Source organism: Allobosea sp. RCC_152_1 (assembly GCF_041360765.1).
GTDB lineage: Bacteria > Pseudomonadota > Alphaproteobacteria > Rhizobiales > Beijerinckiaceae > Allobosea > Allobosea spartocytisi.
In genome coordinates this window covers 20718-32577 of record NZ_JBFUPU010000010.1, presented here as the reverse complement: position 1 = coordinate 32577, position 11860 = coordinate 20718, and the positions used below count along the sequence as shown (strand labels likewise).

Below are 11860 nucleotides of genomic sequence, written 5' to 3'. Positions count from 1 at the left end.
GGGCGTTTCCTCCTGTTCCAAGCGGGTTTTCCGGCAGGCCTCTTGTGCAGGATTGCGACGGGGCCATCTTTCGACATGGCGCGCCGGTTGGGAGCGCGCGATCATCGGCGTCATCCGACGCCAAGGAGAAAGACAGGGATGAGCGAGGGGTTCAGCGCAAGCTTCAGCCGCGAGGAGATGGAGGCGATCCGCAAGAGCCTGCGTGACGAAGCGAGGTTCGGCGCCGATTTCATGGCCCGCCTCAAGCGCGTCGCGAAGCGTATTCCGTTCACCGAGGATCTGCTGGCGGCGTGGTTCTGCACGCGCGATCCGCAGACGCCGCGGCGCGTCAAGCTGACGCTGCTCGCAGCGCTCGGCTATTTCGTGCTGCCGCTGGATGCGATTCCCGACTTCATGCCGCTGATCGGCTTCACCGACGATGCGGCGGTGATCGCGGCGGCCATCGCGGCCGTGGCGGGCTCGATCAAGCCCGAGCATCGCGAGAGGGCGAAAACGGCGATGGCTGATCTCTGAGCGCTTCAGAACGTTAGCACGACCTTGCCCTTGGCCTGGCGGTTGCCGATCAGCGCATAGGCTTCCGTCCAGCGCTCGACGGGAATCGCGGCATGGACATGGGCGCGGATATGGCCGCCTGCCGCCCAGTCCAGCAGGCGCTCCATGTTGCGGCGATGCGCGGCCGGTTCGCGGGTGACGAATTCGCCCCAGAAGACGCCGCGCAGGTCGCAGCCCTTCAGCAGCAGCAGGTTGAGCGGGATCTTGGGAATCGTGCCGCCGGCGAAGCCGACGACGAGATAGCGACCCTCCCAGGCCATTGACCGCAACGCCGGCTCGGCCAGATCGCCGCCGACCGTGTCGTAGAGCACGTCGACGCCGCGTCCCGCCGTCACCCGTTTCAGGGCGGCGCGGATGTCGTTCGTGCCGTAGTCGATCTCTTCCTGCGCGCCGTGTTCGCGGGCGAGCGCGAGCTTGTCGGCCGATGAGGCGCAGGCGATGACATGGGCGCCGAGCAGCGCCCCGATCTCGACGGCGGCGAGGCCGGCGCCGCCGGAGGCGCCGAGGATCGCCAGTGTCTCGCCTGCCTTCAGCCCGGCGCGCTGGATCAGCCCGTGCATCGCCGTGCCATAGGTGACGAAGAGGCCGGCGGCCTGTGCGTCGGAGAGCTTCTCCGGTACGCGAATCAGCGCTTCGGCCGACACCGCGACCTTCTCACGTGCCGCGCCATGGCCCAGCCAGGCCGCGACGCGCTCGCCGATCTGCCAGCCGGTGACGCCCTCGCCGATGGCGGCGATGGTGCCGGCGCATTCCGCCGAGGGGGAGAAGGGCAGGGCCGGCTTGGTCTGGTAGCGGTTCTGGATGATCAGCGTGTCGAAGAAGTTCAGCGCCGCCGCCGTGACGGCGACGACGACCTCTCCGGGAGCGGGTATCGGCTCCGGCAGGTCGCGGATCGCCAGTTCCTCGGCCGGGCCGTGATGTTCGCAGAGCAGGGCTTTCATCGTCTGTCCGTCGCCGTCCTTCGGGAGGCGCGATGGTGCCATGGCGTGCTGCCCGGCGGAACAGATCGGCGCCTCCGGTCCATTCGCATTTTCGCCAGGATCGTGACACTCTATGCCGCCAGCGACCGCGAGGCCGCCTGATCAACAGGTGGTAAACGCGGTATTAAGAATTTTAGTGACTGATGGCGGTCCATGATCAGCTTGCTCCCTTCCTCCGGCGCTCGTGGCCGTCTTCGTCTCGCAATCATGCTTCCGCTCGTCGGAAGCATGACGCTGATGGCCGGGTCAGTGCTGGCCCAGCCGGCCAAGCCGAAGCCGGCCACTCCGAAGCCTGCCGCGGCGGCGGCCGCGGCCGCTCCGGCCAGTGCCGGCCAGGGCCAGGCCATGCTGCTCGAAACCGCCGGAAAATGGCAGGCCTTCTCCTCGCAGCAGGGCCGCACCAAGGTCTGCTACGCCCTCTCCAAGGCCGAGAGCCGCATGCCGGCCAATCTCAAGGATGTCGAGGGGCTCCTCTTCGTCTCCAGCCGCCCGGCCGAGGGCGTGCGCAACGAGATCAGCTTCGTCATGAATTTCGACGTCAAGGAAGGCGTCGAGCATCAGGCGATCATCGGCAATGAGCGTTTCGCCCTGGTGGCCAAGGGCAAGAACATGTGGCTGAAAAATCCGGCGGAGGAGCCGCGGATGCTCGATGCGCTGCGCCGTGGCGCGGGCCTCGAGATCAAGGCTACGTCCAAGCGTGGCAATCCCACCGCCGACAAGTACTCGCTCTCGGGCATGTCCCAGGCGGTGAAGCGGGCCGAGGACGCCTGCAAGTAAGGCGCGCGGCGGGAGATTTCCGCTTTTCGCGCATCTGTGCTAGGGAGCGGCGAAATTCCGCGCCTTCACTCATGGGCGACGACAGAGCTCCGATGACCGTGTCCGTTCTTGAAACTGCCGCCCCGGCGGCCGAACCTGTTTTGCGGCGCCCCTCGCTGGTGGGGCGCACACGCGCCGGCCTGGCCGAGGCGCTGTCCGAGATCGGCGTTCCCGAGAAGGAGCGGCGCATGCGCGTCGGCCAGCTCTGGAACTGGATCTACCATTACGGCGTGCGCGATTTCGACGCGATGACGACGATCGGCAAGGGGCTGCGGGCCGAACTCGCCCAGCACTTCTCGCTCGATCTGCCGGAGGTCACCGCCGAGCAGGTCTCGACCGACGGCACCCGCAAATGGCTGCTGCGCATGCCCTCCACCGGCCCGCGCGACCGCGGCGCCGAGATCGAATGCGTCTACATTCCCGAGGTCGACCGCGGCACGCTCTGCGTCTCCAGCCAGGTCGGCTGCACGCTGACCTGCACCTTCTGCCATACCGGCACGCAGCGCCTGGTGCGCAATCTGACGACCGAGGAGATCGTGGCGCAGCTCATGGTGGCGCGCGACCGGCTCGGCGATTTCCCGAATCGCAAGCCGCCGGAGGGCGCCTTCGTGCCGAACGATGGCGGGCGCTTCATCTCCAACATCGTCTTCATGGGCATGGGCGAGCCGCTCTATAATTTCGACGGGGTGCGCGACGCCATCGACGTGATCTCGGACGATCAGGGGCTTTCGCTCGGGCGCCGGCGCATCACCGTCTCGACCTCGGGCGTGGTGCCGCAGATCGGGCCGCTCGGCGACGAGATGGGCACGATGCTGGCGATCTCGCTGCATGCGGTGCGCGACGAATTGCGCAACGAGCTGGTGCCGCTCAACAAGAAATACCCGATCAAGGATCTGCTCGAGGCCTGCCGGAACTATCCCGGCCTGTCGAACGCGAAGCGGATCACCTTCGAATACGTCATGCTCAAGGGCGTGAACGATTCCGATGCCGAGGCGCGCGAACTGGTGCGGCTGCTCAAGGGCATCCCGGCCAAGATCAACCTGATCCCGTTCAATCCCTGGCCCGGCACCAAATACGAATGCTCGGACTGGGACCGGATCGAGCGCTTTTCGGAGATCGTCTTCCGCGCCGGCTACGCCTCGCCGGTGCGCACGCCGCGCGGGCGCGACATCCTCGCCGCCTGCGGCCAGCTCAAGAGCGAGACCGAGAAGCTCTCCGCGCGCGCCCGGCTGATGCTGGAGCAGGACGAGGCCAACGCCGCCGCGCCGGCCGTGGCTGCGGAATAGGCCGGCTTGATGCTGCGCTGGCTGCTGCTGATCCCCTTCGCCTGCCTCGTCGCCATGGGGGCGGGGCTGTTCTTCCTGACGGCGGCCAGCGTCGCATCGCCGGCCGTGGCGCTGCTGATCGGCGGCGGCATCGAACGCCTGCTCGACATCCTGTTCGGCCTGGCGGAAAGCGGCGTCGATCCGACGCCGGCGGCGCAGGCGGCGTTTGCCCTGATCGCGCGGCTGGGCCTTGCGATCATCGTCGCGCCGGTCGTGCTGGTGGCGGTCGGTTCGGAGCTGTTCGGATTGCGCAGCCTGCTGGTTCAGAGCGGGCTCACCGGCCTGCTCGCGGCGCTCTTGCCGTTGGCCATGCTGAGGCTTTCGCGCACGCCGAGCCCGGCCGAGCTGCAGATCATCTCCGGGCTCTTCCTGGTCGGTGCAGCGACGGGCTTCATCTACTGGCTGATCGCCGGGCGCGAGGCCGGCGGCGACAGGCGCCCCGCCGACCCCATATCTCGGTAATCGTCAGAGGCCGAGGGCCTTGCGCAGCTCGGCCTTGGCGGCGGCGAATTCGGTCTGGAAGTCCTGCTGTTCCATGATCCGCGCCGCGATGACCGAACCGGCGATGCGACCGGCCTCGATGTCCGAGCGGTAGTGGATGCCGCCGATGATGCGGTTCTCGCCATAGAACCAGGCGCGGTTCATGATCTCCACGCGCTTCTCCGGCACCATGTTCGACAGGACGATGCCCATCAGCGTGCCGACCGTGGTGTGACCGGACGGATAGGCGCCGGAGTTCGAGATCTTCACCACCGGCTTGACCAGCGGGCTGAGTTGATGCGGGCGCGGGCGCTTCCATGAGTCCTTGGCCGGATCGACGACGGCGCCTTCGGTCGCGACGACGCGATCGAAGAAGGCCGAGAAGACCGGCAGCGCTTCCGGCTTGAAGGCGGGGCCCATCACATCGGCGAAGCGCCAGACATTCTCCTCGGCGTCGGCCTTGGCCTTGGCCTCCATCTCCGGCGTGCGGGTGACCTGCAGCGTCAGCACCTCGCCGAGCTCGGCCTTGGTCTGCACGGAATCATCGGCCGGCGGCGGCTTGAGGAACAGCTGGAGATCGACGGATTTGGCGGATGTGAACGGCGCGGCGTCCTCGGCCTGGGCCGGCGAGAAGGCGAGCGTGGCGGCAGTCAGAAGGGCGAGTGCGAAATGGCGCATGGTGGCGGTCCCTGGTTGGCTGGGGAGGGACGCGCCGAGAATATGACAGCGTGATGAACCCGCTCAGTCTCCGATCGCCACGCCCTCGCGCCGGCCGTCGGCACCGCCGACGAACCCTTCCGGCGTCTTGACGATCACCTGCGTGCCGGAGGTCATCTCCATGAGCTGGACCTTGTGGCCTTTCGCTTCCAGAGCCGCCTTCCAGGCTTCCGCCTCGGTGCCCGCCTCCAGCTCGGTCGGGCCGTTGCGGCTGCCGAAATTGCCGAAATCGGCGGCAGCTTGAGGGTCCATGCGCCAGTCGAGCAAGGCGACCAACGTCTTGGCGACGAATTCGATGATCTGGCTGCCGCCGGGAGAACCCGCGACCGCGTAAAGCCGGCCGAAGGCGTCGAAGACCAGGGTGGGCGCCATGGAGGAGCGTGGGCGCTTGCCGGGCTCGACCCGGTTGGCGACCGGCTTGCCGTCCTCTTCCGGCGCGAAGTTGAAATCGGTCAGTTCGTTGTTGAGCAGGAAGCCGGCCTTCGTCATCAGATGCGAGCCGAAGCCGCCCTCGATGGTCGTCGTCATCGCGACGGCGTTGCCGTCCGCATCCACCACCGAGATATGGCTGGTGCCATGCTCGATGCCCTCGGAGGGGGCGAGCAAGCCGGCGCGCCGATGCGGCGGATCGCCAGCCTGCGCCCGGCCCATGGAACGCTCCGGGCTGATCAGGGCAGCGCGCGAGCGGATATAGTCGCGGTCGATCAGGCCGCGCACCGGCACGGCGAGAAAAGCGGGGTCGGCGAGATAGAGGTTGCGATCGGCGAAGGCGAGCCGGCCGGCCTCGCTCAGCCAATGGGCGGCCTCGGGGCCCGGCCCCATCCGCCTGAGATCGACGCGCTCGAGCATGCCGAGGATCTGCTGGACGGCGACGGCGCCCGAGCTCGGCGGCCCCATGCCGCAGAGCCGCCAGACGCGGTAGGCACCGCAGACCGGCTCGCGCTCCTCGACCTTGTAGGCCGTGAGATCCGCAAGCGTCATGTCGCCGGGATTGCCCGGATGCTCCGCTATGGTGGCGACGATGTCCTCGGCGATCGGGCCCTTGTAGAGCGCATCCGCGCCTTGTGCCGCGATAGCGCGCAATGTTTCGGCGAAGGCCGGGTTCTTCAGGATCGTGCCGACGGCTTTGGGCTGTCCGTCCGTCTCGTAGAAATACGCGGCGGCGCGCGGATTTTTGGGGAGATCCTTGTCGCCGGCGAGGAGGCCGTTGAGGCGCGGCGATATCGCAAAGCCCTCCTCCGCGAGCTTGAGTGCGGGAGCGACCAGATCGGCCCAGGGCAATTTGCCCCAGCGCCGATGCGCCTCCTCCAGCAGCCTGAGCGTGCCGGGCACGCCGACCGAGCGGCCGCCGATCACGGCCTCCCGAAACGGCATCGGCTTGCCGTCCTTCATGAAGCGGTCGGGCTTTGCGGCGGCGGGCGCCGTCTCGCGGCCGTCGAGCGTCGTCACCTTGCGGTCGAACTCGCCCCAATGAACGAAGAACGCGCCGCCGCCGATGCCTGAGCTCTGCGGCTCGACCAGATTGAGCACGAGCTGGATGGCGATGGCGGCGTCGGTGGCGCTGCCGCCGGCGCGCAGGATGTCGCGCCCGGCCGAAGCCGCGAGCGGATTGGCCGCGGCCGCCATGAACTGCCGCGCGGTCGTCTCGACCCTGGCGATCCGGCCGGTTCCCGCCTCCGGCGCGGGGGCGAGAGGCTGCGCGATCGCGATCTGCGCGGCGAAAAGCGCGGCTGGCAAGACGGTCAGTCGGGCGAAGCGCATGCAAGCCTCCGGCGGGGTTCGGCCCACCATAGGCCATTCGCCGCGCCCTGGCAGCTTTGACCGGAGCGGCGCGACAGGTAAGGTCCGAATCGACACCATTGCAACGCTGCCAAAAGGGGTTTTCGGCATGACGTTCTCCGCCCAGCTTCGCCGTCCGCTGGCCTGGTTCGCGCTCGGCCTTCTCGGCATCGCGCTCGCCGGCTGCGGCTACAACAACGTGCCGACGCTGGAAGAGAAGGCGAAGGCCGCCTGGTCGGAGGTGCAGAACCAGTATCAGCGCCGCGCCGACCTGATTCCCAATCTCGTCGAGACGGTGAAGGGTTACGCCGCGCAGGAGCGCGAGGTGCTGACGGCCGTGATCGAGGCCCGCGCCAAGGCGACGCAGGTCAAGGTCGATGCCTCGACCATCAGCGACCCGGCCAAGTTCAAGGAATACCAGGACGCGCAGAACCAGCTCACCGGCGCGCTGGGGCGGCTGCTCGTCACGGTGGAGCGCTACCCGGACCTGAAGTCGAACCAGAACTTCCTGGCGCTGCAGTCGCAGCTCGAGGGGACGGAGAATCGTGTCGCCGTGGCGCGGCGCGACTACATCCAGGCCGTGCAGGACTTCAACACCGAGATCCGCACCTTCCCGGGCGTGATCTGGGCCAAGCTGTTCTGGGGCGCCAAGCCGATGGAAACCTTCACCGCCACGGCCGGTGCCGAGCGGCCGCCGGCGGTGAAGTTCTGAGGTCAACGGTCCCGTGCGGCAGAGCGTGGCGTCATGCTCGGGCTCGACCCGAGCATCTCCCAAACGAGATTCTTGGATCTACGCTTCGCTTCGTCCGAGGATGACGGGGTTTCGCGCTGCCGTCGCGCTGATCCTTTGCCTCTGCGCTCTGCCGTCATTCGCCGCCGATCCGACCTATCCGGCACTCACGGGCCGCGTCGTCGATGGCGCCAACATCATCGCCCCGGAGGCGCGCCAGCGCATCGAGGACAAGCTCAAGGCGCATGAGGACAAGACGTCGGACCAGGTCGTGGTCGCGACCGTGCCTTCGCTGCAGGGGCTGGAGATCGAGGATTTCGCCAACGGGCTCTACCGGCACTGGCAGCTCGGCCAGAAGGCGAAGAACAACGGCGTGCTGCTGATCGTGGCGCCGAACGAGCGCAAGGTCCGCATCGAGGTCGGCTATGGGCTCGAAGGCGCGCTGACCGACGCGCTCTCCAAGGTGATCATCACCACGGCGATCGCGCCTAAATTCAAGACGGGCGATTTCGCCGGGGGCATCGAGGCCGGGACCGACGCCATCCTGACCATCCTGGCGGGCGACGCCGAGGAATGGCAGCGCCGCGCCGAGGTTCGCTCTGACGAGAGCACGATTCAGGAGGACATCGCCGTCGTCGTCGCGATGGTCCTGATCTTCCTGTTCATCGTCGCCTTCCTGCGGGGCCTGAGCCAGCAGAGTGGCGGCGCGCGCCGATACCGGACACGCGACGGCCGCTGGATCGTGCTGCCGCCGGGCAATTCGGGCTGGGGATCCGGCTCGGGCTGGAGCGGCGGCGGGGGCTGGAGTTCGGGCGGTGGCTTTTCCGGCGGAGGCGGCTTCTCGGGCGGCGGGGGCTCGTCAGGTGGCGGCGGCGCTTCGGGGAGCTGGTGATGGATACCTTCGACAGGGATGCGATCGCCGAGGCGGTGCGCCGCGCCGAGCTGAACACGGCCGGCGAGATCGTCGTCGTCATCGACCGGGCCGCGTCGAGCTATCGCAACGTTCCGGTGGTGATGGCGCTGGCGCTCGCGCTGCTGGTGCCCTGGCCGCTGATCTCGCTGACGGCGATGAGCGCGCAGCGCATCTTCATGATCCAGCTCTTCTGTGCCCTCACCCTGCTCGGCGCGCTGCTCTGGTACGGTCGCGGCGGGCGCTTCGTGCCGGGCTTCATCAAGCGGCGCCGGGCCCATGACGCGGCGCTGCGCGAGTTCACGGCGCGGGGGCTGACGCGGACGAAGGGGCGCACCGGCGTGCTGCTCTATGTGGCGCTGCAGGAGCGCTACGCCGAAATTCTGGTCGATACCGGCATCGACGGGCGGGTCGATGAAAAGACCTGGGACGGCATCATCGAGCCCCTGCTCGCAGCGGCGCGCGATGACCGGCTGACAGAAGGCCTCATCGCGGCAGTGGATGCGGTCGGCGCGGTGCTGGCGCAGCACGTCCCACCGGTTCCCGGCGACGTCGACGAATTGCCGAACAAGGTGATCCTGCTCTGAGGCTGCGCTCCTGCCGAGCCGGGATGCTGGCTCAGGGCGCCGTCTTGCCGCGCGCGGCGCCGAGGATCGGCCCCGGCATCATGCCGTATTTTCCCGGCTGGTCGGTCTGGACGATGACGACGTAGCCGTCCGCCTCCGGCGCCTGGGTGGCGCTCAGCGGGGCCGTGATGGTGGTTTCCTTGCCGTCCCAGTCGCCGACGCGGACCATGCCGCGTACCACATTCGCATAGGACAGGGTCTTGCCCTGGTTCTCGCCGCGCGTCACCGGCACCGAGGCCAGGCGCGTCGTCGGCAGGACCCAGACGCCGGCTGCTCGCTCGCTCGCCAGGCCCGAGGGCGTGAGCTTGATCTCGAGATTGCCGCTCTTCTCCTCGAGCCCGATCCGGACCGGGAAGCCGGAGGGGGCGAGCTGGCGGATCGTCTTCTGGATCTCGTCCTTGTCGGAGCCGACCAGATGGCCGGAGCCGTTGACGACGACCTGCGGAGTATAGACCTGCCCGTCGCCACGGGCCTTGGCATAGAATTTCTGGCGCTTGGCGAAGGAGTCCTTCCCCAGCGTGTCCTTCCAGCCGAGATAATCCCAATAGGTCACCGGCAGCGTCAGGGCGATGAGGTCGGGGTCCTTCGCGAGCTCGATCACCAGCGCATCGGCCGGCGGGCAGGAGGAGCAGCCCTGGCTGGTGAACAGCTCAAGCAGCGCCTTCGGCTGCTTGCCGGGCGCCTGCGCGTCAACGGTCGCGATGCCCATGGCGAGGGCCGCAATCGTCACAGCAATGAGGCGCTTGCCGGGGGACATCATCGAACTCTGCGGACAACTTCTTTTGACGAGGTTACCAAAGCCCTCATTCGCCTTCATTTGGAAATCACGTTGCCTTGAAAACAGGCGTCGTCGCGCGGGTGTGATCGAATTCCGCCAGCGCCGCGGCCGAAATCATGTTGGGCCGCCAGCGGCGGTGCATCCAGAGCCACTGCTCGGGATTTTCGCGCACCCAGCCTTCGACCACCGCCGTCATCATCGCCATGGCGCCCTGGACGTCGATCTCGCCCTGCGCATCGCGCGGCAGGTCGAGAGGCGGCGTCAGCTCCAGGCGGAAGCGCTGCTTCGGCAGGCGGATGACGCGCACGCCATGCACCGGACATTCGAAGCGCTTGGCGAATTTGCCCATGATCGGGTTGGTCAGGGCCGGGCGGCCGAAGAACGGCACCACGACGCCGCGGGTGAAATGCTGGTCGATCAGCATGCCCAGATGGCCGCCCTTCTCCAGCACGCCCTGCATGGCGAAGGCCGCGCCCTGCTTCGCCGCCGCGAGCCCACCCATGGCGCCGGAACGGATCTCGTGGACCACGGCTGCGATCGCGGGATCGTTGGGCGCGCGGAAGACGGCGGTGGTTTCGAGATCATAGGCCGCCGCGCAGATCGCCGGCAGTTCCCAGTTGGCGAGATGGGCCGAGAAGATCAGGCCTGGCTTCTCGTCGTCCTTGAGCGCGATGAAATGTTCGATGCCGACGACCTCGACGCGCGAGTTGGGGTCGGGGTTATGGTAGTCGTAATCGAACAGCGTCTTGAGATGCGCGTATTCGGCGGCGGTGCGGCCGAGATTCTCCCAGGCGGCGCGGGCGATGCGCCTGATTTCGGCCTCGTCCTTTTCCGGGAAGGCGGCGCGGATATTGGCGAGCGCGACCCGGTTGACCGGGATGAGCGGGCTCGCGGTCCTGAGCAGCCAGCCGCCGAGGTCGCTGGAGCGCTCCGGCCCCAGCAGGCGCAAGCCCGCAAACAGCGTGCGGATCACGCCGATCATCACCGCCGCGCCGATTCGCGCGGCGAAAGCCTTGATCCGTCTCAATGTCCTGCCAGCCCTATCCCGCCCGTGCCGAGAGCAAGACCGGGCCTTGAAGGCGCGATCTGGGGCAGGAATGCGCCGGCGTCAAGTCTCCGGCGGGGCCGGGAGCCCTGCTCAGAAGGCGATGACGACCTTGCCGAAGACCTTGCGCCCTTCGATCCGGTCGAGGCCTTTCTCGAATTCGGCGAGCGGGAAGACCGAGTCGATCACCGGTTTCATGCCGCCCGCCATCTTCTCCAGCGATTGCGCGATGTTCTCGATGCGGCAGCCGAAGGAGCCGGTGATGCGGTATTGCTGCTGGAAGAGCTGCATCAGGTTGATCGTCGCCGAGGGGCCGGAGGTCGCGCCGCAGGTGACGAGCCGGCCGCCGCGCTTCAGGCAGAGCAGCGAGCCGTTCCAGGTGTCGGCTCCAACGTGCTCGAAGACGACATCGACGCCCTTGCGGCCGGTGAGCTTGCGGACGACGCCCTCGAAGCGATCCTCGCGGTAGTTGATGACGTGATCGGCACCGAGCGCCTTGGCCTTGGCGCCCTTCTCGTCGTCGCCGACCGTGGTGTAGACCGTGCAGCCGATCGCCTTCGCCATCAGGATCGCGGCGGTGCCGATGCCGGAGCCGCCGGCATGGACGAGGACCGACTCGCCGGGCTCGAGCTTCGCATTGTCGAACAGCATATGCTGGACCGTGCCGAAGCCGATCGGCGCGCAGGCGGCGTCCTCGAAGGAGACGCCCTTCGGCGCCTTGATGGTGAGGCGGGCCGGGCGGTTCAGCACTTCGCGGGCGAAGCCGTCGATATGGAAGCCCATGATGCCGGCGACGTTCTCGCAGAGATTGTCGCGGCCCTCGCGGCAGGCCTTGCACTGGCCGCAGGTGTCGGCGCCATAGGCGGTGACGACATCGCCGGGCGCGAAGCCGGTCACGCCCTCGCCGACGCAGACGATCTCACCGGCGGCCTCGACGCCCGCCGCCTGCGGCATCTTGCGCTTGGCGAAGGCCATGCCGCGGAAGCCCCAGAGGTCGAGATAGTTCAAGCCCACCGCCTTGATGCGGATCTGCACCTCGCCGGGAGCGGGCGGCGGCGGCGGCTCGATCTCCTCGAGACGGAGATCGCGGTCGCCATGGAGCTGGAGGGAGCGCATGAGGAT

Annotated in this window: 13 protein-coding genes; 7 read left to right on the top strand and 6 right to left on the bottom strand. The window is 67.9% G+C overall.

Annotation, left to right across the window (positions count from 1 at the left end):
• Positions 1-138 precede the first annotated feature (138 nt).
• Positions 139-513: a YkvA family protein gene (locus AB6806_RS24495; RefSeq protein WP_038358143.1), complete on the top strand. Its 375-nt coding sequence runs from the start codon at positions 139-141 to the stop codon at positions 511-513.
• Positions 514-518: 5 nt separating this feature from the next.
• Here AB6806_RS24495 and AB6806_RS24490 read toward each other — a convergent pair whose 3' ends face one another.
• Complete coding sequence (locus AB6806_RS24490; protein ID WP_142023463.1) at positions 519-1493, bottom strand: NADPH:quinone oxidoreductase family protein; 975 nt, start codon at positions 1491-1493, stop codon at positions 519-521.
• 276 nt (positions 1494-1769) lie between these two features.
• On the opposite strand from AB6806_RS24490, the gene AB6806_RS24485 reads away from it, so the two are divergent.
• The 3 genes from AB6806_RS24485 (at position 1770) to AB6806_RS24475 (ending at position 4135) form a co-directional block, all read left to right on the top strand.
• Complete coding sequence (locus AB6806_RS24485) at positions 1770-2309, top strand: hypothetical protein (RefSeq protein ID WP_051987418.1); 540 nt, start codon at positions 1770-1772, stop codon at positions 2307-2309.
• A gap of 92 nt (positions 2310-2401) precedes the next feature.
• Positions 2402-3634, top strand: a complete 1233-nt coding sequence (gene rlmN / locus AB6806_RS24480; RefSeq protein WP_142023451.1) for a dual-specificity RNA methyltransferase RlmN — start codon at positions 2402-2404, stop codon at positions 3632-3634.
• 9 nt (positions 3635-3643) lie between these two features.
• Entirely contained in the window at positions 3644-4135 is a 492-nt protein-coding gene (locus tag AB6806_RS24475; protein WP_142023450.1) for a hypothetical protein, read from the top strand.
• Between the two features lie 3 nt (positions 4136-4138).
• Here AB6806_RS24475 and AB6806_RS24470 read toward each other — a convergent pair whose 3' ends face one another.
• Both AB6806_RS24470 and ggt read right to left on the bottom strand, forming a co-directional pair.
• On the bottom strand, positions 4139-4831 hold the full coding sequence (locus AB6806_RS24470) for an acid phosphatase (protein WP_038358141.1): 693 nt from the start codon (positions 4829-4831) through the stop codon (positions 4139-4141).
• A gap of 63 nt (positions 4832-4894) precedes the next feature.
• Positions 4895-6631, bottom strand: coding sequence for a gamma-glutamyltransferase (gene ggt, locus AB6806_RS24465; RefSeq protein ID WP_142023449.1), 1737 nt, complete (start codon positions 6629-6631; stop codon positions 4895-4897).
• A gap of 127 nt (positions 6632-6758) precedes the next feature.
• On the opposite strand from ggt, the gene AB6806_RS24460 reads away from it, so the two are divergent.
• The 3 genes from AB6806_RS24460 (at position 6759) to AB6806_RS24450 (ending at position 8876) form a co-directional block, all read left to right on the top strand.
• Positions 6759-7361, top strand: a complete 603-nt coding sequence (locus AB6806_RS24460) for a LemA family protein (protein WP_051987414.1) — start codon at positions 6759-6761, stop codon at positions 7359-7361.
• Between the two features lie 100 nt (positions 7362-7461).
• Entirely contained in the window at positions 7462-8271 is an 810-nt protein-coding gene (locus AB6806_RS24455) for a TPM domain-containing protein (RefSeq protein ID WP_113254777.1), read from the top strand.
• Positions 8271-8876 carry a TPM domain-containing protein gene (locus AB6806_RS24450; protein WP_370955742.1) on the top strand — a complete coding sequence of 202 codons (606 nt, stop codon included), beginning with the start codon at positions 8271-8273 and terminating at the stop codon, positions 8874-8876. The genes AB6806_RS24455 and AB6806_RS24450 overlap by 1 nt, the downstream gene beginning before the upstream one ends.
• A gap of 31 nt (positions 8877-8907) precedes the next feature.
• On the opposite strand, the gene AB6806_RS24445 is transcribed toward AB6806_RS24450, so the two are convergent.
• The 3 genes from AB6806_RS24445 to AB6806_RS24435 all read right to left on the bottom strand — a co-directional run bounded on the left by AB6806_RS24445 (position 8908) and on the right by AB6806_RS24435 (position 11854).
• Positions 8908-9675: a DUF1223 domain-containing protein gene (locus tag AB6806_RS24445; protein ID WP_166652912.1), complete on the bottom strand. Its 768-nt coding sequence runs from the start codon at positions 9673-9675 to the stop codon at positions 8908-8910.
• A gap of 64 nt (positions 9676-9739) precedes the next feature.
• Positions 9740-10720, bottom strand: a complete 981-nt coding sequence (locus AB6806_RS24440) for a lipid A biosynthesis lauroyl acyltransferase (RefSeq protein WP_081925056.1) — start codon at positions 10718-10720, stop codon at positions 9740-9742.
• A 111-nt stretch (positions 10721-10831) separates the two neighbouring features.
• Complete coding sequence (locus tag AB6806_RS24435) at positions 10832-11854, bottom strand: zinc-binding dehydrogenase (RefSeq protein WP_142023445.1); 1023 nt, start codon at positions 11852-11854, stop codon at positions 10832-10834.
• Positions 11855-11860 lie beyond the last annotated feature (6 nt).

What these genes read in the sequence shown, in the direction of transcription:
- AB6806_RS24450 (WP_370955742.1), top strand. Translation starts at nt 8,271, where the DNA reads ATGGATACCTTCGACAGGGATGCGATCGCCGAGGCGGTGCGCCGCGCC.
- AB6806_RS24470 (WP_038358141.1), bottom strand. Translation starts at nt 4,831, where the DNA reads ATGCGCCATTTCGCACTCGCCCTTCTGACTGCCGCCACGCTCGCCTTC.
- AB6806_RS24455 (WP_113254777.1), top strand. Translation starts at nt 7,462, where the DNA reads ATGACGGGGTTTCGCGCTGCCGTCGCGCTGATCCTTTGCCTCTGCGCT.
- AB6806_RS24495 (WP_038358143.1), top strand. Translation starts at nt 139, where the DNA reads ATGAGCGAGGGGTTCAGCGCAAGCTTCAGCCGCGAGGAGATGGAGGCG.
- ggt (WP_142023449.1), bottom strand. Translation starts at nt 6,631, where the DNA reads ATGCGCTTCGCCCGACTGACCGTCTTGCCAGCCGCGCTTTTCGCCGCG.
- AB6806_RS24485 (WP_051987418.1), top strand. Translation starts at nt 1,770, where the DNA reads ATGGCCGGGTCAGTGCTGGCCCAGCCGGCCAAGCCGAAGCCGGCCACT.
- AB6806_RS24475 (WP_142023450.1), top strand. Translation starts at nt 3,644, where the DNA reads ATGCTGCGCTGGCTGCTGCTGATCCCCTTCGCCTGCCTCGTCGCCATG.
- AB6806_RS24445 (WP_166652912.1), bottom strand. Translation starts at nt 9,675, where the DNA reads ATGATGTCCCCCGGCAAGCGCCTCATTGCTGTGACGATTGCGGCCCTC.
- rlmN (WP_142023451.1), top strand. Translation starts at nt 2,402, where the DNA reads ATGACCGTGTCCGTTCTTGAAACTGCCGCCCCGGCGGCCGAACCTGTT.
- AB6806_RS24490 (WP_142023463.1), bottom strand. Translation starts at nt 1,493, where the DNA reads ATGAAAGCCCTGCTCTGCGAACATCACGGCCCGGCCGAGGAACTGGCG.
- AB6806_RS24435 (WP_142023445.1), bottom strand. Translation starts at nt 11,854, where the DNA reads ATGCGCTCCCTCCAGCTCCATGGCGACCGCGATCTCCGTCTCGAGGAG.
- AB6806_RS24460 (WP_051987414.1), top strand. Translation starts at nt 6,759, where the DNA reads ATGACGTTCTCCGCCCAGCTTCGCCGTCCGCTGGCCTGGTTCGCGCTC.